General features: G+C 42.0%; 11 protein-coding genes. 3 read left to right on the forward strand and 8 right to left on the reverse strand.

The genetic code is table 11. The features are described from left to right. Nucleotides 1-179: 179 nt before the first annotated feature. The 8 genes from HMPREF9944_RS00075 to HMPREF9944_RS00110 are packed head-to-tail and all read right to left on the reverse strand — an operon-like array spanning nucleotide 180 to nucleotide 14139. Nucleotides 180-863, reverse strand: coding sequence for a hypothetical protein (locus HMPREF9944_RS00075; protein WP_008563583.1), 684 nt, complete (start codon nucleotides 861-863; stop codon nucleotides 180-182). Next, nucleotides 860-1327: an NUDIX domain-containing protein gene (locus tag HMPREF9944_RS00080; protein WP_008563584.1), complete on the reverse strand. Its 468-nt coding sequence runs from the start codon at nucleotides 1325-1327 to the stop codon at nucleotides 860-862. Before HMPREF9944_RS00080 ends, HMPREF9944_RS00075 begins: the two co-directional genes overlap by 4 nt. 9 nt (nucleotides 1328-1336) lie before the next feature. Next, a complete protein-coding gene (locus tag HMPREF9944_RS00085; protein WP_008563585.1) occupies nucleotides 1337-2311 on the reverse strand; it encodes an ADP-ribosylglycohydrolase family protein in 975 nt (324 codons plus the stop codon). Between the two features lie 4 nt (nucleotides 2312-2315). Then, nucleotides 2316-5330, reverse strand: a complete 3015-nt coding sequence (locus tag HMPREF9944_RS00090) for a helicase C-terminal domain-containing protein (RefSeq protein WP_008563586.1) — start codon at nucleotides 5328-5330, stop codon at nucleotides 2316-2318. Next, entirely contained in the window at nucleotides 5327-7135 is a 1809-nt protein-coding gene (locus HMPREF9944_RS00095) for a phospholipase D family protein (RefSeq protein ID WP_008563587.1), read from the reverse strand. The genes HMPREF9944_RS00090 and HMPREF9944_RS00095 overlap by 4 nt, the downstream gene beginning before the upstream one ends. Nucleotide 7136: 1 nt before the next feature. Next, a complete protein-coding gene (locus HMPREF9944_RS00100; RefSeq protein ID WP_008563588.1) occupies nucleotides 7137-8363 on the reverse strand; it encodes a DUF6361 family protein in 1227 nt (408 codons plus the stop codon). Between the two features lie 11 nt (nucleotides 8364-8374). Next, entirely contained in the window at nucleotides 8375-10366 is a 1992-nt protein-coding gene (locus HMPREF9944_RS00105) for a hypothetical protein (protein WP_008563590.1), read from the reverse strand. After that, nucleotides 10363-14139: a hypothetical protein gene (locus tag HMPREF9944_RS00110; RefSeq protein WP_008563592.1), complete on the reverse strand. Its 3777-nt coding sequence runs from the start codon at nucleotides 14137-14139 to the stop codon at nucleotides 10363-10365. The genes HMPREF9944_RS00105 and HMPREF9944_RS00110 overlap by 4 nt, the downstream gene beginning before the upstream one ends. A 236-nt stretch (nucleotides 14140-14375) precedes the next feature. Here HMPREF9944_RS00110 and HMPREF9944_RS00120 point away from each other — a divergent pair, with 236 nt between their 5' ends. From HMPREF9944_RS00120 to HMPREF9944_RS00130, 3 genes are read left to right on the forward strand one after another with little or no spacing between them, the layout of a single operon-like run. Then, a complete protein-coding gene (locus tag HMPREF9944_RS00120) occupies nucleotides 14376-14591 on the forward strand; it encodes a helix-turn-helix transcriptional regulator (RefSeq protein WP_044113086.1) in 216 nt (71 codons plus the stop codon). A 19-nt stretch (nucleotides 14592-14610) separates the two neighbouring features. Further along, on the forward strand, nucleotides 14611-17403 hold the full coding sequence (locus HMPREF9944_RS00125) for a helicase-related protein (protein WP_008563595.1): 2793 nt from the start codon (nucleotides 14611-14613) through the stop codon (nucleotides 17401-17403). A gap of 19 nt (nucleotides 17404-17422) precedes the next feature. Continuing rightward, the gene (locus HMPREF9944_RS00130) at nucleotides 17423-22393 is read left to right on the forward strand and encodes an Eco57I restriction-modification methylase domain-containing protein (RefSeq protein WP_008563596.1); all 4971 of its coding nucleotides are present in this window, start codon (nucleotides 17423-17425) and stop codon (nucleotides 22391-22393) included. Nucleotides 22394-22396 lie beyond the last annotated feature (3 nt).

Genomic DNA, 22396 nt, shown 5'->3' on the forward strand with positions numbered 1-22396 from the left:
ATTTTGCCATCATTGCGTCATAAAACTTGCAGAAGTCGTCTGCCATACAAAATATTTCCGTAACTTTGTCCTCGGTGATCATAGCGATTTTTGTTTGTATTTCTTTGTAAATCAGTACTATAAAGTTACAACAAATTTCGCTAATCACCAAATTTACAGACACTTATAATTCATCGAACTCACGTTAAATCACGCTGCTTTCTTAGCAGTTCATCATTGAATTTGAATGCCGAGAGGTCTTTTTGGTGTTCGTTAAGCATGTTCACCGAAATGAAAGTATCAAGACAAATTATCTCTCTTTCGTTATTATAATAGCCAAGGAACATACCATCGGCTACCCTAAATATCACAGAATGGAAGTTTGTTTGACCATAAATATTTTGCGTAGGCGCACAGACATAATAAGGACTTCGCCTAACTAATCTGTCACACACAGTTATAAAGTCAATATCCTCATTTCCAAGACATCTTTCCTTATATCGTCTGATGGCATGGGCAGATACAAAGAATGCGTTGCCGGGATAAGGTAACACCAACATAGGCTTACCAGTGTCCAAGTCGTTAATGATAGTGTATTTTATTTGATTCTCGCTTTCTACAAGAAAAGTTATTCCCCTAACTCTTTCTTGTACAGACGGCTTCTTTTCATGCATCAATATTTGCAGGATGCGCCAGTGAATGTTTGTTGTATGCGAATGGAAGGTGGCAGGAACCGTTGGTGTATAATACGGTTTCGTCTTGAAGATTTTCTTCAGCTTACGACTATCTCTTTCCAGTTTTCTGACCAGAAAATCCTGAATGTTCTGTTCATCCTGGCTCTTCTGAGTTTCAATCTCAGCGTATGTTGAATTGGATGTAATCATTTCGGTCCTGTTTTATGAGAATGATTATTTTGCATTATTTGTGTATATACCCTCGTGGCATCCTTCATAATATCAATATGGTCAAATGCCAGTTGGGGGAGGGCAGACAGATGGAACCATTCAGCCTCGACTGCATCGTCATTGCCAACAACGTATATAGGGCTATCCACAATAGCCAAATAGGCTACGGTGATGGTTCTTCCTCGTGGGTCGCGGTCAACCTTTGAATAAGCCCCAATCTGCTGAATATGTTCAACTTTCAAGCCAGTTTCTTCTTCGAGTTCACGAATGGCACACTGCTCGGTTGTTTCATCCATATTCATGTAGCCTCCAGGAAATGCCCAATAGTCTTTGAAAGGTTCGTTTCTCCTTTTGACAAGTAGGACTTTGGACTGTGAATCTTTTGTAATCACTATGCAATCTGCCGTGACCGAAGGTCGAGGATATTTATAATTGTATGCCATAATAATAGATTACCAATTGTTTCGAGCTTTCCCTCGTTCTGTCATTTCCTTTCTTCTTTTTTCTTTATCGCTCATAGCCTTTTCCATCTCTTCTTCATATACGTCCTTTCCGTCCATGTCATATAGAATGTCCCAACTTACATTACTGAAATCGTTTCCTCCATACGTCGTATCGATGAGGGGCTTGAATGATGAAGGGCGTGCATGTCTGAAGTCCAGAATAACACAACGCATATCTTCTGGAAGATATGTCTCAATTTCTCTATGCAATTTCATTGGGATGCCCCAGATTGCTTCAGCTATGCTACCAACTATAGCCCCTAAGGTATCCGCATCGGCTCCAAGGCAAACAGCCATGCGCACTGCATCCTCAAAGCAAGTAGCCATACTGATTATTTTCAGTGCCACAGGTACAGTACCTTGGCATGTTTCGTCAAACTTGTTTAAAACCGAGCTCTTGGGCATGTTGATGTCGTAGCCGGAGAACTTCACACACTCTTCAAGGATTTCATCAATGTGTCTCGGCGCTTCTTGATAATGGCGCTCGTTGTATTCCATAGCTTTGAAAATAGCCAGTGCCACTGTCTGTGCCCCTTTTATACCCTCATCATGGTTATGGGAGGGTAATGCAGTTGCCGCCGCTGCGTCAAGCATAAGGTTTTCATCGTCGTGCCAGTGGGCTACAGGGCTTACTCTCATAGCAGATCCATTGCCAAAAGAATTATATGGTACAGGATTCTCACTATGTACCCATCCTGCGAAACGCCCTCCATATCCACCCATGGGATGAGGGTAGCGGTTGCACCAATTATGGATACTTTCACCAAAATCTCGTTCATGCAGAAGTGCGTCTGCTATGGCAATCGTGCAAATAGTGTCATCTGTGAAGTTGTTCTCCTTAGAAAGCCATTCAAAATCATAATCATTTGTCGGGTTAAATTCCCAACGACTGCCAACAATATCACCAATGATTGCTCCTAACATAATATCATATTCTCTTTTTATTGCGATTAAATGGACTTAAATCGAACAACAGCTCTTTCATCTGTTCTTTTGTAACCTTCCCTTCAAGTAGTTGAAGTAGTTCTTCCTGGCGAGGTTGCCCCATTGTTAAACGATAAAGAGATAAAACATCAATTAGATACTTATATCTGATTTCGTCGTTACTCATTGGGTAGAGAGGAACCAATCGCTCAATATATTCAAGTTCGTTAACATGTTCTTTGATGATTTCTTTAGGTAAGCACCAATAAGGGACCATTTCCGAATACTCTGAAGGTGATAGGATTCGCCATTGCTTATCTGCTTCAGTGAACATTTCTTCCCAAGAGTATTTACCACCAAAGAATTTGGCAATGTTCCTTCTGATAGCCAAACATTTATATCTGTTAATTCGTCCTTCTCGCTGTTCCATGTCAACGGGATTGCTAGGGAGATTCCAGTGGACAATCTTTCTTGTGTACCAATGGAAATCAAGTCCTTCTTGACCTATGCTTGTTGTTGCCAATACAAATGGACGGAATGGAGAGTTGAACGCCTGTTGGAGAGTGCCATTATGCTTGATGTTTTTATCTTGAACTACTTTGGCGTAGTCAAATGCAAAACTTCTGCGCATTGGCATAGATTTACCTTCTTCTTTACAATAGGAATCTGTTGTCTCAATCTGATAAGAGGTCGCAGATATAAAGGTTGCATTCAACTTGTCAACAATATAGTCGGCATGTTTTCCTTCATCTATCATGTGACAATATTCGTCGAGAACTGACTGCAAGTTACCCATTACACAATAATGTAGCACTTGTTCATAATATTTTAGTCCTTTTGGTGTAGACAGTTCAACAGCAGCGGAGTTCTCACGACGGTTGAACAAAGCTACGATGCTTTCAGCCACGTCCTTAGCATTTGTCGTTTCGTAATATGCATCTGCATTCTCCGGTTTTTCTGAGTTCTTCAGAATACGCAACATACATACAGCAGGAGAGGCAATAGCCATAAAAGCAAGTGTCCTGGCAGCCCTTTGAGGAATTCCACGCATTTCAAGGTCTTCGCCTTCGAGCCTCTTTATAAGTAGTAAAAGAAGGTCGGCACTTGTAATATTCAATATTGGAAGACCGAATTTATTTATATCAGCCTGAATTTTGTTTTGAAGGTCGTTAATAATACTGTCGATATTTTGTCCAAAATATTCTCGATAGTCATATAAATCGGCAAGATACACAGACGGATATTCAAGTAGATTACCGCCTTCCTCCTGCATACGGTTCATACCAACTTTTCTTTTCGTTATATAAGTTATTCCGTCGTCTTTATAAGCTCCGACAACATTCCTTCTTTCTGACTCATACGACAACATTACAGCTAACATTCTAGGCACCATTTCCCATGCAGAGAATACCAACGCTTTTGAAAAGTCCTTATTTTGGGCGAAAACATGGTTTTGAGGGATGGTATAATATGGATGTGATGCAGGAACCCACAACAATCGTTCTGCATGATTTTTGAAAAGCATTTCTTCAATAGCAGATAGTTTTGCGTTGGCAGGTTCAATTAGCTTATAATTGTAAATCTGTCCACCCTTTAACAGCAGTCTCTGTATTCTCGAATTCTTTACAATAGGGACATCATTACCCTTGAAGGCGGCTTCGACGGTCTTTCCCTCCTGATATTTCTGCATGAAGGAAAGAAGATATGGGGATGACTTGACATATTCTATCGGGATGTTGTAACTTGGGTTAATGCCAATATTCCCATCCTTGTTCTTCCTCCTATCCAATACAGCTTTCGCCTTTTGAAGTAACTTTTGCATCTGGCAATAGGCCAATATGTCATCACCCGTAATGGCCATCTTGTCTAATGGCATGGTCTTTATCAGTCCCTCACTATATCGCTCCGTCCGACAGATGACGCTATACATTTTTTCTTCAGCTTTCTGCTTGCTGATGATTAATGCATCGAATGCTTCACTGCTGATATGAGACAATTTATTGGAGTAATCTTCCCATACGGTATTAAATGAGTCCGCTCCAGCTTTATCTTCCTTGAATAAGAATCTCATCAGCTTTAGGAAGTCCTCATATTGTTCATCACAATTCGCCTCATTCAGTTCCTCCAATGTCGTAAAAGGTTTATAAGGAGTTGCAGAGAGCAATAAAATGTATGGATGCTCATTGGTAAAGAACTCATGGGCAATCATGGACTCCTCAGAATCACTGGATGTGTTCAGCAAACCACTAAAACGCTGGAACTCATCCATAATTACCAAATCAGGTTCCAACTGATTCAGACTTATCTGGGCAAAAGCAATCCTCAACTTGTTGATTAACCAGAATGGCATTTCATTTGCATTCCCAGCAACATAGTCAACAAGTGCGTTTTTGTTTTCACGGAAAGTCTTGTTTGCCCGTAAAAGATTGATGATTTCTTTAATATACGTAGATCCACAGTTTTTTACGCGACCACTGTAATAGTTTATATAATCATCCCAGCTTTTTTGTCCCATATACATGGTTTTCAAAAGTGAAGACAGACGAGTGTCCTTTCCTTGAAACTCTTCCATTTCTTTCATGATAGCGAATATCAATGCTCTTTCTGCACCGTTCCCTGCGCCTCCAGTAATACTGAACGATGTTGATGGAGTGAGCGGAATCAATTGTTGTAGCAAGTCTGTACCATGTCTTGCTTCTTGCTGAATCTTACGTTCTTGAAGGATCAAGTGCTGCATCGAAAGACGACTTTCACGCATCTGCATGATGTCTTCTTGGGGAATACCAAGATTTCTGGTGTTCTGTTGGATGATATTTTGGTTCGAGCAGACATATACCACTCTGTAGATGCCATCTTTTTCAACTCCAGGTAGAGTCTTGGCCATTTCTACTACAGTTTTTGACATAATTGTTTTGCCCAACCCCACTTCATCACTCAGAAGGACACGTTTCTGGCCGCTTTTAAATATCTCTATTATTCGCTTGGCCGTTGCCAGTTGGAAATCCTTTGCCGTGCTCATAGTGCCGCAATTTGTTTTGATACTTTTTGGAACATCTGCAATATCTTTGTCAGCTCTTCAGGGACTATATCTTGCTTCATCTTCTTAATGAACTTCTGCACTTCTGTAATCTGTTCAGGATTGTTGCTGGCCGTTCGCAAGAGTTGCTCGTACAGTGGCATCGTCACAGTTTGTGCAGTAGTGCCTTGAACATGTTTATTGTTTTCTTTTATCATTTGTTGCTCATAGAAAAATTCAGAAGGACGATCGCTCAACATAAAGGCGACATAATCCAGAAGCTCTTCTTTCTTTGTAACAATACTCTGATAAATAGCTTCGTCTCTATTTGCTGGCATACCTATTGTCTTAATCTTTGTCACAAGTTCCATATACTTTTCATCCTCACATGGAATTCTTATTACGTAAAATTCCGAAAGAAGGTGCGCTGATAACTCATTGAATATTACTTGATTGTCGATAGACTGCCATAAAGCCTTACACTGTAATGGTCTGATTTGAATATTCCCATCATATTTCCCTCTTACAGACACATCAATATCATAGAGGCCGTTCTTGCTGCTAGGCTTTATAACAGCTTTCTTTAAGCACCCAACGGCTCGTTTCAATGTCAGTTCTTTTTCATTGCTTGGTCGAGTATTGCTTGCTTCTGGATTCGGCGCATCCATCACGACAAACCGGTGTTCACTGGTAATTTCTTCAAGAAGTTCCTTTATTCTATCATTCGTTGTACGCTTGTAGTGAAGTCTCAGAAGGAATTCTACGTTCTTATTAAATGCATTAATGGTTGCATTTGCACTACCAATATACAAGGTATATCCAAGATCGTCACCTGTCAATCGTTGCGTCAAATACATCTTAGCATGCAAATCAACATTTGCAGTTGTGTTGTCTATCATCGTGTCATTAGGTACCCAAACCTGTTCAAACAACTCATAGACCTCTTGTGTGACATATTCTTTGCGTGTTATGAGAATAGAATTTCTGCTCTCATAATTGTAATCCTTCTTTCGTGAAGTCAACCACGACAATGTAGTAATATCAATGAATGGTGATATTACAAGGATTCTATCCCCTGGAAGATATTTTTGAAGGAAAGCTCCATAAGGAGAGAATTCTTCTTTTCCATAGACAAAAGGAAAGAAATCGTAGCCTTCGTCTTCTTCTCGTCCCACATCTTCAGTTTGGAAAGGGAAATCTAACTTGAAACAGTCAACATAGTCCAGTTGTTCCGCAAGCCAAACGACCTTTTCCGCTTTACCCTTTGAGGCATATCCACTTAGCCAAATCAACATTTCCTTTAGAGGTTTATGTTTTCCTATTCCCCTTAAACTTCTGCTTTTTCCTATATGGCCTCTGATGGAGCAACATATATCAAGGCATGTGGAAAAATCAAGATTTCTGCTCATTACAGCCAGCTTTAGCCATTCCTCCCCCTCTTTGTCTGTTTCCTTCACCAACCAGATTTTGGGATGAAAATTAGAATAAATGTCGTTGCCGTTCTGCACTTCGAAGATACTGGACTCCAATAGAGAATAAATTGTTCTTGTTTCATTTGGAACATGAATTCCTCCCTTATTGCAGAACAAGGCAATCTTATCACTGCATCTACGAATTCCTTCCAATAAGAAAGCAGGACTTTGCTTGACACTGCTATCCAGCTCTCCTAAATCGCCAAAAGCAAGGGGAACTGTCAGCATAGCTTCTAAGTTTAGGGAATAAGTTAGGCCGACAGCGAATTCAACTTTGCAGCCGTCTGAAACAAGCTGTTCGCCGTATATCAGGTCTTTCAATAATTCTCGTGCCATATTACTTTGCCTCCCTTATTTCATTGATAACTTGATACACGATCTCATTCCATCTGAAAGATAACATCGAAGGCCAACCTCGTTCTTCTCCCTTGTATTTGGGATTCCTAAGCTTGTTTCGCCCAGGTTTAACAGCCTTCTCTCTCGATACAATCAGTTCGTCAAGTTGTTCCCAGTCCCTTTTCTCTATAAGTTTGACCGATTTTCTACAAAAGGTGATGACGGTATGCCCAGTGACTCTGCTATGTATATAGAAGAGCATGTCATCGATAGCCTGACATGTAAAGTCTGACGGATATTGTTCCAGTACTTCTTCTATTCTGGCCTGTAACTTATCTGCTTCATCCTTTTGCTCGTTAAACATGGCCATAATATGATTGAACCGTAGTTGTACTACATAAGCAAGGTGAGAAAAACGTTGGCCCATCCTATATTGCTTCATGTATTCTGAGAAATCTTCAGGCATATCATGCCAGATTCTCCCAAGCGAATCATATTCTGGAAAGACTGCAACATTATTACGAAGAATATATGCAAGCATAGAATCCATGCTTTTCATTGAGTTTACAATGTGACCCTTGATATAATCCGCCTCTTTTTTTGTTAGTTCCAAAGGTAACATTGTACCATTGTCAAAATCATATACTTCCTCACAAGGGGCGATAAATTGTATTAAGCCGCTTTTATCCTCAGAATCACTCATTTCTCCTTCTTCTGATGCTTTGTATTTTGGTTTTTGCTGATAGACTTGCTTACTTCTGTCAAAGATTAGATGGTATATGTCTATATCACCTTTTATCATGCCAAAAGTCCTAAGGCCATTCATATAGATGTACGTCGGATCGTATTTTACAAACTTACTTGGGTCGTTTTTTGCCGCTGTTAGCATTGAGCGTCCTGTAATGCCGGTCTTCTTATTCTCGTCATTACCAGCTCCATTAACTAACATATCGGTTAATCTGATTTCCCACTTTACGATTTGAGCCCTCACATCGCGGACACTGTTGTAGTGTTTCTTTGTTGCCTGATAGTAAAGCGATGGCATCACCGCAAAGTATTTCGCACGACGTTGCAGTGTTGACATTCCTGGGAACATCATATTGGCAAAGGCATCACGTATACGACCAAAACCAAGTTCATCGATTGCAGTTTGGTCTCGAACCATCTGTAGTACCTTGTTTTTTCGAGCTAGCTCTTCTTGACTAAAGTTTATGAATCCTATCTGCATAATTGGATTATTTATAGTAATTCACCTTTATAAGTAATGTCTTTCCAGTGTTTTGAGAAAACGGTCTCACAAGCATCATCCTGGTATTCCTGAAGGAACTTGAAGGGGAAAGGGTAGGTCATCAATTCATTCCATCTTCCGAAGCCGAATTTCAACATGGAGGCAATTTCCATGATCTCGTTCTCCACTGTTTCCGGATTCTCTTTGTTTAAGACAAATATCCTTCGTGCGCGAGGCATCTTATCCATTTTGGTATTTTGCATTATTTGCATGCTCTCGCTATTCGTGCCTGATATATACGAATAGGATCCATTTGTTTTCCCGTCGATGCCGTCAGACTTCCACAAGTGGAAGCCTATATAGCCTCTCAGGTATTCATGTGCTACTTTCTTTCGTTTAAACATGGAGATGGTTTCTCCTTCATTTACCACCTTCCCATATCCGTCATCAATTAAGCTGGCATCGAGTATGGGTATCTCTTCCGTATCGATAATCAGATAAACGTTGCCGTTTTTCTCCATGGCCATATAATCTCGTCCGCCGCGAATCTTTTCATAATAGTTATATCTTAAGTTATCGTGGACGAACTGTTCAAACTCTTCTCCTAAGCTGTTTTGAGACAGTCCATATTCCTGTATACTCATAGTGCCAGTGATGTTAACGGCTAACGAAGCGCCATGCACGAACCCTTCATTAATCTTGTATCGGAAGAATTTCCAATCGGTCATTAGCTCTGTCAATTCCTTGGGCATTCTTCTGTTGATTAACGAATCTTTTACAAGCAACTCAATAAGGATCCTTCTTGCACTGGCCTTGCTTATCTTGTCTTCCTTCTCATTGTTGTAGAATGTGATATGTTGAAGTGCGTTGCCAGAGTGTGCCATCCTGTATAGGGATTTTGTATAATGGGTATGACTTGCACCATCCTCCTTGGGTTCACACAGTTTTATCAGCATATCATTCCCAGAAGCTTTTCTTGGAAAGCCAAGTTTATCATCCATTATAGAAAGTGCTTCATTCTTGAATTGACTTATCAGTTCTCTTGATGCAGAAGTGCCAAATGGGTCTTCAACTAAAATTGTTTTTCCTGACAAATATTCCTTCAGGAATGAGAGCATGTCATCCCCGGTCTTGCATTCGTCATAGTGCAATACCTCAAAATCGCAAAAGTCTATTTCAATGAGACCATCAAAGTCTTCATTGACGGACTGTACTACTTGCCAGATGGCAAACAGTCTTCCGTGGGTATAGTTCTCTTTGTTATATGGCCAATAGGGAACGTTGTTTTTGTTGTCACTGAATCTTTTCTTCTGCACATACAACTCCTTCAAGTTGAAGTCTCCATCCTTGAAGTCCTTTACGACTACAGGCTTCACAGATTGCCCTTCCCATAAGCATCCACCGATGTCTTTTCCTACTTTGAAGACGCAGTTTTTGCGTTTCCTTAGTTCATTGTATGAAGATGGATTGGAGAATGATGTGGTCTTGGCGGTAAGAATCATAAATTCATTGACCTCTACTTTCAGACAAACAAGTTCTTGCCTTGATTTGGGGGTATTGAAATTCTTGTCGTCGCATATGAGTAGTGCTCCATCATTATACATCATCTTATCATTTCTCTTCTTACCGAGCGAGTTGATGGCAAGAGAAGCAACTATCCTTTTTTGAAGAATGTCATCATACTCTTCCAACGTGTCAGGTTTTGAACGGATATGCTCATATGCTCTTAGGCTATTCAAGACCTCACCCTCTTTACCTTTGTCTGTCAGGACAAAGAAGTGAGTTGCAGGATAACGTAATCCTGCCCATCTTGACCTTATGCCAGTTACAGACAGACAAGGTACGTCTGCCAGTTGCTCGTACGCAAGGTTCTTTAGCTCCTTGTCAGTGCCATAGTATGATACGATGGAATATCTCGAAAAGAATGCATTCTTGTCGAGAGTCACGTTGATCTTGTTGGTTGTAAGGGGTAGCCTTTTAATATATTCCTTGTCTAACTTCATACTTTATTTCCATTTACAAGTTTCTGAATACGTTCGATGGCACTTGGAATGATTGTGCCATCCTCATCTATGATTCCATGAATCTCACGTAATTCATCCATTCCAGTTGTGTTCATGTTCAGCATGTTAACCGTTATAAGCTCGCATCCCAGCCTTTTGCGTTTGATTTCCCGCTTTTTTGCAGTGGGCATGTCACCTTCTTTATCTTTATGGTCCACTTTGGGATTCATGTTCTTTACGTCAAATGCGATTCTGTAACTACCGTCCTCATTAGTAATAACGAAATCGGCCAGTTCGTAATCTTTTCCTTCCAGATGCTTGACCTCCTCTTCTGTACAATCTGTATAATGCAACAAGATTGCCTTAAAAGCCTCTTCTCCAATTTCCCCAGCATAGTCTGTGGCAAGTATCTGTGGGTGTAATATCATGCCTTCCTTTTCCCATGTTGTTGCAAAACCGTTTTTCTCAAAATGTGATTTGATGACGGGATTCTTCATCAACACGTCAAGTCTGACGTAGGATGGTGAAATAGGATAGGGGAACAGCTTTCCCTTGCCTTTTGGACAAGCCCTGAATCTTTCGTCAAAGTAATAATTCAATTCACATTCAGAATTACGTTTCCAATCACCATAGCACTTCGGCATAAAAGTCAGTCGTTTATCATTCTTATCCAAATCCTCCAGAGTGGTAATTACAGGCTTTCGTATAATGGTCTGTTTGTAACTCTGGTTCATTACTTGGCTGATTCTTACATTGTAAGGCACTTGGTTCTCTCCCTCAATGTCATCGTCAAAATCCTGCTCATCCTGCAGGTGAGGAGTATAGCGAAGCGCAATTCTGCGTAGGCGGTCCAGTTGCGCTTGTGCATAGTTGGCCTCATTGCATCGCATGACCTCTTCCGAGGCGATGTCATCTTCTTTTTTATCTCGATGCGATAAGATGTAGGTTGCCAAAGCTCGGAATTCCTTCGTGAGCGATTTCTCCATATTTGACGCATCAAAGAACGGTTTCATGGATTCGTCAAAGAGGATGTATGTCGTCTGAGGCTTATTCCTTGTCCTGCATAATCGGCCAATAGCCTGTTTTACTGTCGTTTGTGCCCATGCTGCTTTGTCTTTGACGATTCCGGGATTCTGCTTCTCACCAAACATGAAGTTGCCGGACAATGCATAAAAGAGCCACTGTGCGACATCAGATCTGGAAAGACATCCTCGTTCGAAAAGCATCATTAGGGTAAGCATGGCATTGTAAAGGCTTTTTTCATAAGTCGCCTCATTGCCGTCTTCGTTCATCATAAGGTATGCCGTTGGTGACTGTACATAGATGGCATCCCAGTCCTTCTTAAGCTTTTCTCCTTCGCTTATCCAGTTGTCACCGCTTATGTAATCAAGACCTTCTGGTATCTCATACTGCATGTTGGCACCAGCCTTGAAACTGCCATAGGCTGATATCAGCATCAGTTTAGCATCTTTATCCTTGCTGAGTTTCGATAGGATATTGGACTCCACATCTTCCCAGTCCTTGGAAATACAGATATGTTCATTGATCCAACTTGTCGGAATTTCGTCTTCCAAAGTGCAATCCATGTATTTGAATGTTCCGTCTATCAGACAGCTAAGGACGTTAATCTGATCCTTATCCTTATCTCCTGTACGGTTTTGGAAGTATATCATGCTATGAATGTCATCGTGAGTGATGAACCAATGATATGCTTCTATAAACTGGAAAAGTCTGTATAGTTGGAACATCATGTCATCAAAGTTCTTGGCAGTCTTTTTCAGTCCTCTGTATGTGATTTTGAACCACCTGTCTGCCAGTCGTTCCTCCAATGCTTCAGGAGAGAACATCTGCCTGTATCTATCCGGCAACACTATGGCATTCTCTCTCTTGTCCTCATATATATGTTTCTTCAGAGGAACAACTTTTATTTGGTGCTCTAAAGGGTATGTATGATCGACGAGGTTGTCAAATGTCTCACGTTCTTCTTTGGAAAGCACATGAACTTTCTCTCCAAGCGTTTGCTTTAAGTACTTAATATCACAATTACTTACCACAGACCAACTCGAAGCAGTCGCTGAGCATAGAACAATGGAAGTTCCGTCAGTGTTAACGAGATCGATCAGTATCTTTTCAGGAGTCGTTGTAATCTCTCGGCATGACAGCCTGACCCTGTGTTGGTTGTCACGCTCATCAATTTCTTCTTGATAAAGTTGTACTCCTTGGGAATACACAGAGTAATCAGGTAACTTCATTTTACTGTCGCCATCAGTAACAAACAGATTCTTTCTATTAGTCATGAATTCGTTAATCTGCTGTTCAAACTGATATTCCGAAGTGGTCTCAAAACGAGAGAATAAGGTATGTATCTCCCGTTCCAATGTAGGATATCCAAGATAGTGATTTGTCGTGGCGGCATTTGCTGCAATCTCTTTTTCCTCAGCCTCGAACTGTTCTCTGCTTTGCTTCAGGGATTCAGAGATGACCTTCCTGAGCTGTGCCTTAATAGATGTGGTATTTCCTATGATGAGAGAGAGGAATCTGTCTAACGGAATCACCACGGCATATTCTTTTGTCAGCAGACTGTCATCCTTAGCGTGAACGAGGCTGAAGTGACGGTTGTTTTTCTTATAGCATATATACGAGTGAGTACTGTCCCCCTTTTGGGAAATGTTTAATTTTAGGGCTGGGCCTGAAAAGAATACGCCTCTTCTGTATGTTTCCAGTTCTTCATTATTACCCAAGAAGATATTTTTATAAGGAAGAATGTTGCCAACGGCTTTTTCCCAGTTTGTCTTTGTGATTTCCTTCGCTTTGTTAAGGCATTTTTCCAACAATTCACCGTAATACTCATTGGCAATTTGTTCTGGGTTGTCAATCAAATCCTTGTATTGCAGATAACCATTGTAGCCCTTGGCAAATCTCTTGCTACCTCCAGCATTTTCAATGGATTGGTCAATAATAGCCGTGCGCATAGCTACTGCAGCTTGGTCGGACTCGTCAAAGAGAATAAGAGTCTTTTTGTTCTTTTCCGCAAGATCTTGCAGATAGATTTTCTCTGAAAGGATAGGATCAATCCCATACATAGCTTTATGAACGGTCATTAGAAGTACCTTTTTTCGCCTGTAGTCTACTTGTGGATAAACTTTGACGAGAGACTGGAACCTGCTTAGAATGGTTTCGAGAGATACTTTCTTCAACTGTTTTGTTTTTTCGAGGTGTCGTTTATAGGTGTCGAAAAATCCACGAACAGCCCTGCGAAGTTTGGCTTCCCCCTCGTTAATCTGACTGAGGATGTAGTCGTTCTTATCACTTTCTTCAAGTGTCTTTATTAACCCAGCCAATCCCTCATATATCTTCTTGACCGCATTATAGCTGTATTGTATTTCATTGACCTTGTAATCTGCCTTGTTCTGCTCACCAATCCTGTAGTACATTTCTTCCAGAAGCTTCTGGAAATGACCATTTTTGATGGCCTGGGTGATGACTTCGGGATTGTTTTCTATTACCATCTTGTCTGATGGGGATATAAGACTGCTTTCGGTGTTGATGAAACGGTCAATTTCCCTATTCATGCCGTTCACCAACTTGTTCTGGACGCAGAGGATAACAATACGGTCAAACTTTTCAGGATAGTATTCACATGTCAGCTTGCCGATGGTATATGACTTTCCGCCACCTGTAGCAATATCACAGATGTGGAGACCAGGCATCGAATACCCCATGAAGATGTTCTCAACGTGCCTACTTAGTTGCTCTTTATATGTTATCTCCATCTTTTATCAAATATTGTTTTGGGCGCGAAGTTAACTTCGTCTTGTCTCAAATCATGGGACATCCCCAACAATTCTCAGAAACTTCTATTATTTATGAGTAAAGTTGGCACAAAGTTAGCAAAAAACCGTCAAAATGCGGCCAAAACCACGAAAAAGATATAAATTATTAATAGTTTTCTTCGTTTTTTCATGGATAATCAAAAAAAAACATTAATTTTGCACAATACGCAAATATTATGGCAATGAAAGAAGACATCAACAGACTGAAAGTTGTTCTCGCTGAGCAGAAGCGAACGAACAAGTGGTTAGCAGAGCAATTGGGTAAAGATCCTGCTACTGTTAGCAAGTGGTGCACGAATACTGCACAGCCTGGATTAGAGACACTGCTTGATATAGCACGCTGTCTGAATGTGGACGTGAAAGACCTTCTCTGGTCTTCACAGGGACGATAAACCTTAATAACTATTGATTATGGCAAACTACGCAGCCGGACAAAGAATTACTGTGCGTGGTGAGGATTTCCTTATCACTAACATTGAACGTGACATCAATGATGTTTACTTATTACACGCCACGGGTATCAGTGAGCTGGTCAAAAACCATCATTTCATTTTTGACACAAGCATAGATACAAATATTGAGATTGTCAGCCCTGCCAATACTTTGTTGGTGGCCGACAAAGACCCAAAATGGCGTAAGACACGACTTCTTGTTGAAACAGCAATAAGAAGTAACGCCTTTTTCTCTCATAAGATTACTGTTGCTCAGGGAGGAGCCTATGATATCGCTGAATATCAGATGGAGCCCACCTTGAAAGCAATGGAACTGCCTCGTCCTCGTTTGCTTATCGCAGATGGTGTAGGTCTCGGTAAGACAATCGAGGTGGGCATCTTCCTCAGTGAGATGATTCGTCGTGGTCGCGGCAAGCGCATTCTTGTATGTGCTTTGAAGAGCATCCTTGCTCAGTTCCAGGAAGAAATCTGGAACCGCTTTGCCATTCCGCTCGTCCGTTTGGATAGTGTCGGAGTAGCCAAGATTCAAAGTGAGATTCCCATGAACAAGAATCCGTTTGATTATTACGATAAGACCATTATTTCCATTGATACGTTGAAGAACAACGGACGTTTCCGTGCGTGGCTCGAAAAGACCCATTGGGATATTATCGTTATAGATGAATGCCATAAAGTTGCCAATGAGGAAAGCTTGCGTGGTGACTTGGCACAATTCCTTTCACAGAAATGTGACTCCATGATTCTTACCTCTGCCACACCGCATAATGGCAATGCAGAGTCGTTTGCCAATCTCATGCGGATGCTTGATCCTATTTCAATACCCCGTAACGGTGAATACACAGGAGAGGATGTCAAGCCTTATTATGTCCGTCGATTTAAGAAAGATATTGAGGATGCCCAGATTCGTGGACAGTTCCAGGATCGAAAGGTAATCAGCATCCCTGTCAATCTCCATCCCGAAGAGGAACGTTTCCTTAAAGTACAACATACTCAATTCCGTTCTGTTAGCAATGCAGATGGAACAGACCCATTGTTCGCACTTTCTCTTTTTAAAAGTTATCTTTCCTCTCCATATGCAGCACAGGCTTCATTGTTGGAGCGTTCAAAGAAAGATGATAGCATAGAGGTGCAGGAGTTGCTTGATTTGGTAAACAGCAATATCAATCTGGGTATTGATACACGTTATGTTGCTTTCCGAGAGAAGCTGAAAGAGATTTGGAAGAAGAATCCCAAAGAGCGTGTTGTCATTTTCACGGAACGCATCGCCACGATGAAGTTCCTAGAAGAGCAATTGAAGAAAGAATTCCGTCTGAATGACGAACAGGTGAAGCGTTTTGACGGATCGCTCACTGATACCGAACAAGAGGAAATGGTGAATGACTTTGCTAAGGAAGACAGCAAAATTCGTGTCTTCATCTCCAGCGATTCCGGTTCGCAAGGAGTCAACTTGCATTATTTCTGTCATATCATGTTCAACTATGATATTCCTTGGAGTCTTATCACCCTTGAACAACGTAATGGACGTATAGACCGTTATGGACAGAAACAAACGCCTATTATCTACTATCTTGTAGCTCAGGGACAAGACGAAGACCTCCGTACTGATTTCCGTATCATTGATAAGCTGCGCGACAAAGAGCAAGAGGTGCATGACACCCTTGGCGATGCCATGAGTGTGATGGAACTATACAGCAGCAAAAAAGAGGAAGACGAAGTTGCAGAAGCCCTGAAGAAAGGTGATGAGGGCTATATGGAACCAACCCGTCGCCGCCAGCGTGGAGGATTTCGTCGCCCGGATGTTGTGACAACGACGCCGGCCAAAGAGCATTTATCTGACAAGATATTCGAGCCAAAACTGTCGCTCTATCAGTCTGACGAAGACTTTTATCGCGACCTTTTCAATGAACTGGAGGCCATCGACTCCATCCATCGTGGTGATGTGGTTTGGCAAGATGGGGATGTTCCTTACGTAGAAGTAAAGAACAATGATGAGTTGAAAGACGTGTTGTATGACATGCCTCGTGAGGCTGTTCCCACTGACAATATCTTCCGTTTGTGTGCTGACAAGCCTACCTTGAATAAGTCGATAGCAGCATCCCGAAAGAGCAAAGATGGCGGCTGGAGCCAGTTCCTTCCGCTCTACGACCTTCATCCTATTATCCAGTACCTGCTGACCAAGTTTACGGCTTCTGTTCCTAAGAATCAGGCTTTTGTTGTGAAAGGTGAGCAGTTACCCAAGGGCATGAGCTATTATCTCTTCTATGGTAGTCAGGCTAATGGATTGGGACAGACTTTGTTGAGTAAGTTCTTTGTTGTACCTCTTGACCAGGATGGTGCACTAAGAGAAATGCCTGTGTCGCTTGATGAGTTCCTTAACAAGTATCACATCACCGAAGGTTATCTGCAAGGAGTCCAAGAGTCGGATGTTGAGATACTGCAACGAAACCTGCCCAGTGCCATCGCTCATGGAAACGAGGACTATATGATGCAAAAAAAGTTTGATGTAGCCTTGAAGATGGAAACTCAATTGAACGATTACAAGCGAAAGGTTGATAAATGGGCGAATGATGCCGAGCATCAGCTCTCTTTGTTTGAGGGCGAGGATGTTGTCATCACCCGTAGGAACCGTGATAAACAGATAGAGGAGATTCATACCATCCGAGACGAGTCCGGGCAGTTCTATCAAGACATGTTCACCCTTGACAATGCTGATGCATACATGCGTCTCCTGGCTGTGTTCTATAATTTTTAACTGATAATTCAAGCATAATATGGCTGACAATATAAAATATCGTTTCATACAGAACGTAGGCGATTATTTCCCTTCGGGCTACTTTGGTGAAGACTTTTTGGAAAAAGTGCAGAAGTGTGCAGGTCTTTCAAATGAGGATATAAAAAATCTTTGTTCTCCCTTTGTTCGGCTTCAGCATGACTATGATGAATACAAGAATTTCATCATCAATCATAATCCAAGAGTAGAGGATGCCATCAAGAAGACGCATGACTTCAATACTCAACTGTTGAAGATTTTGGGCTATGAGACCGATCATGCCTACCAAGAGCATTGTGTAACTGGAGAAGACACTGAACCCATAGAGATGATTCCTGTGCGACACATCCTCCGTCAGGGGCAGCAGGTGAAGATGTTTGTCATGGAGATGCAGCATCTCATTGCTACGGGCGACGAAGAACCGGCAGGGCTGTTTGAACAGCAGTATGAAAGTGAGCCAGACCGCAACACGAAGCAACAAAAGTATTCAGCTCGTCAGTGGCGATTTGTCTTCGAATTAGACAAAGAAAAATATAAAATATCTCCGGCTATTATCAACAAGGCTGTAACGCAGATTTTTCTGTTGCCGGAAAAGCGCCGTCCACATTTCATTCTGATGCTGGCCGGTAATGTGGTGTTTCTATTTGATAAGGACAAGTGGGCGAGGGGAAGCTATCTGGAGTTCTCCCTCGACGAACTGTTTGCACAGGCCCGCGTTTCTGCCTTCCGTAATTACTATGCCTTGTTCCACATGCTCGTCAGCAAGCAGACATTGGCAGCTGATGGTGAGATGGTATTGATGGACACCATTATCGAGGAGAGCTACAAGAATGCCTACGAGGTAACAAAAGGTCTGAAGGAAGGAGTTATCTTTGCAGTCGAGACTTTGGCTAATGAAGCACTTTACTATATGAAGGAGGTCGCACACCGTCCTTTTGGTAAATATGACAAGGAGACTGACACCTATGATGAGACGAATGATGATTTTGAAGCTGAGGTCAAGGACGACTGCTTGACCATTATCTACCGTTTGTTGTTCCTATTCTATGCGGAAAGTCGTGAGGAACTGGAGATTCTTCCCGTGGGTGATGAAGTGTATAAACGAGGCTATTCACTTGAATCTCTTCGCGACTTGGAGATGGTACGTCTTAACTCTCAGGAGAGTCGTGACGGTTATTTCTTCGATGATAGCATCCGTCATCTGTTCAGTCTGTTGTCAGATGGCCATAACGCTGGGCAGTCAGGCTTATTCAAGAGTTTCCGTGTGCGTCCAATAGACTCGCCGCTATTCAATGACAAGAATCTTCACCATTTAGGCGAGGTTCGCATCCGTAACATCAAGTGGCAGGAAATCATCAAGGCTCTTTCTCTCTCCAAGAAGAAAAACTATTGTGGTCGTATCAGCTATGCCAACTTAGGCGTGAACCAGTTGGGTAGTGTATATGAGAGTCTGTTAGCATTCCGTGGATTCTATGCAGAGGAAGACTATATCGAGGTGCATAAGGCAAATGACCCTTCTGACGGAACACTCCTCGTTCCCTACAGTCGTATGGGCGATTTCGATATTTCAGAGGTACTTTGCAACCAGGAAACTGGCGAACCCATCATTCTGCCAAAGGGCACTTTCGTCTATAGTCTGAACGGTCGTGACCGTCAGAAGTCAGCCAGTTACTATACGCCTGAAGTACTTACGCGCAGTACTGTAAAATACACGTTGAAGTCTATCATCGATGATGTGGCAGCAGGAAAGCGCAAGGCAACTGACCTCCTTGAACTCAAAATCCTGGAGCCTGCAATGGGAGCTGCTGCATTCCAGAATGAGGTCATCAACCAACTGGCTGAAGCCTATCTTACATACCAGCAACAGCAACAACGTGAGCGTGGATTGAAGAACTGGCGCATACAGCCAGACAAGTATCGTGATGAACTGCAGAAGGTGAAAGCCTTCATTGCGACGCACAATGTCTATGGCGTAGACTTGAACCCGACAGCTATTGAGTTGGGCAAACTCTCTTTGTGGTTGAATGTAATTCACAAGGACATGGAAACGCCTTTCTTCGCCAATCGTTTGGCTGTGGGTAATGCAGTCATTGGTGCCTGGTTGAAAGTCTATAGCCGTCAAGATGTTTATTGCTTAAAAGGACCGAGAAACAGGCTGTTGCCAAACAAATGGTGGGAAAAGGCTCCACATAAGGTGAAGTTCTTCCAGAACCGTGTCAATCGTTCCGTGAATGATGTCTATCATTTCCTGCTGCCCGATGCCAATATGCTTGGTGTACGCAGTATCAGGGAACAGAAGCAGGCGCATCTCAATGAGTATCGTCGTATGACCACTATACTCAGTGATTGGACTGCACCTATAACAGATTATGACTTTAAGACCCTTCAGCGACTATCGAGTAAGATTGACCTTCTCTTGAAGGAATATTATACAGACCAACTCTCTATTGACAAATATACCAACAACCGCAATGAGGTCTGGGATGGTATAGACCATGCTGACACTGGTTCACTTTTTAAAGAAGAAGAACAGGCTGAATCGTATGCCAAGAAGCAGCAGCTCTTTGATACTCGATACCGTCGAGACAATGCCTATCGCAAGTTGAAGCTGGCGATGGACTATTGGTGTGCTTTGTGGTTCTGGGAGTATGATGATGCCAATGACCTGCCTACTCGACAGGAGTATTGGGCTGACATAGAAGCATTGCTTGATGTGGATAATGATAAACTCGATAGGCGCACCCGTCAGGCATTGGAACGAGTTGGCTCTGACTATGCAGCGGAAGATATGCCAGAGTATGGCACTCGTATGACGGAAGAGGAATCTGAGATTGTCACCAAGACGCAGGAAGAATTGCTTACGGAATCACATGGCTCATTGACCTTGTTTGCCGAGGATGAGCCGCTCCGTCTGAAAATAGCAGACCGTTTGGCGAAGAGGTACCGTTTCTTCCACCCGATGCTGGAGTTTATTGAGGTATTCTGGCTCCGTGATGGCTTCGATATAATCTGTGGTAATCCGCCATGGATTAAGTTGGAGTTTGATGAGGTAGGAATTATTTCTGAGAAATATCCTGAAGTGGCTATTCGTAGAACTTCTGCACCAGATGTTCGTCGCAAACGTGATGAATTGTTCTCTATTGATTCTCAGTTGGAGAAAATATATCGTGCTGAAGAAATAGATAACACGTGTTCCGGAGTATTCTTGAATGCATATCAGAACTATCCTTTATTGGTTGGTCAGCAAACCAACCTCTATAAGTGTGTACTGACAAATGGCATGGAACTGATGGGACGTGATGGTTATATGGGCTTGTTGACTCCTGAAACGATTTATGACGACCCCAATGGACAGCCCCTTCGTCGTGAGCTTTACAAGCACTTGATGTATCATTTTCAGTACCAGAATGAGTTGCGTCTCTTCGCAGAAGTTCACCACCATACTAAGTATGGTGGTCAACTTCTGCGAAGTGGCATAAGTTCACCACCGCGCTTCGCTTCGCTCAGCAATCTTTTCCATCCGAGTACTGTAGATGCCTGTTTCGCACATGATGGGCATGGACTTTGCGGTGGCATTAAAGATGAAAATGGTAATTGGAATACTGCTCCACATAAGAAAAGGATAGTCCATTATTCGGGTGAAGAGTTACAGGTTTTATCTTCTACTTTTGAAGATGGTAGTACCGGTGATTGTGCAAGACTTGTAAGTATTCATTCTGAAGAGATTCTCGAAGTTCTTGAAAAAATTGAGAGGTTTTCAGGGAGAACTTCTGATATGAATCCCGTTATTACAACAGCATTAGATGAAACAAATTCTGTTAATGATGGTACAATTAGGCGACACACTTGTTATCCTGATGTTTCAAACTATGAAATGATATATAATGGACCACAATTTTATGTTGGGAATCCATTATACAAGAACCCAAGAGCGAATTGTCTTCTCAATTCGGATTATGATAATATTGACCTGACGATAATAGGTGAAGAATATACTTCCCGTACGAATTACCTTCCATCAATCCCTTTGGATGATTATTGTTCACGTATTGATGGTTTTATTGTCGGTCAAAATGTGAATGGTGAACCAGTGTACGATAAATGGATTGACCATTATAAGGTTGGATTTAGAAAAATGATTAGTCTGGCAGGTGAACGCTCGTTGATATGTGCTGTCCTGCCCCGCAGGACAGCACATATCCACGGCGTTGTCTCCGCCGCCTTTTTAGGCGGCGGAGACAACGCCGTGGATATGGCTGCGCTTTCATCATCTTTGGTGATGGACTTCTATACAAAAACTGTAGCATCTCAAAATCTCACCCCTGGTAGATTAGCTAAGTTGCCGCTTGGTATTCCTACTAATTTTCGTTCACCACTATTTGCTAGAACTCTTTTGTTAAATTGTATAACAGATAGTTATTCAGAACTTTGGGACGAAGTATGGAGTGAAGACTTTCGTTTGCAGACTTGGAGCATAGAAGACAAACGTCTTAAACCCTTTGCTTCATTGACAGAGCAATGGCAGTGGTCAACGCCACTACGCAATTACTTTGAGCGTCGTCAAGCATTGGTGGAAATTGATGTGCTTGCATCTATGGTATTCGGATTAAGTCTTCAGGATTTGGAGATGATTTATACCATCCAGTTCCCAGTACTCCAACAGAATGAAAACGATACATGGTATGATGCTGAAGGCAAGATTGTCTTCACCTGTTCAAGAGGTCTTACAGGTGTAGGTCTTGACCGTCCTGCATGGAATGCTATGCGAGGCAATCCTATCACAGATGCCGATGGTACCGTTATCGCCTACGAAGGTGCAGAACCGCAATACACCCACACCATCGACCCACGCAAGAGTGAACTCTACGGAGGCCAGCAACAAACCTTTATCGCCCCCTATAACCGTTGCGACCGCATCGCTGACTACCGCACCGCTTGGGCACACTTCGAAAAGATATTTAATCAGAAATAATCA

Origin of the sequence: Segatella maculosa OT 289, from assembly GCF_000243015.1 — a bacterium.
Lineage (GTDB): Bacteria > Bacteroidota > Bacteroidia > Bacteroidales > Bacteroidaceae > Prevotella > Prevotella maculosa.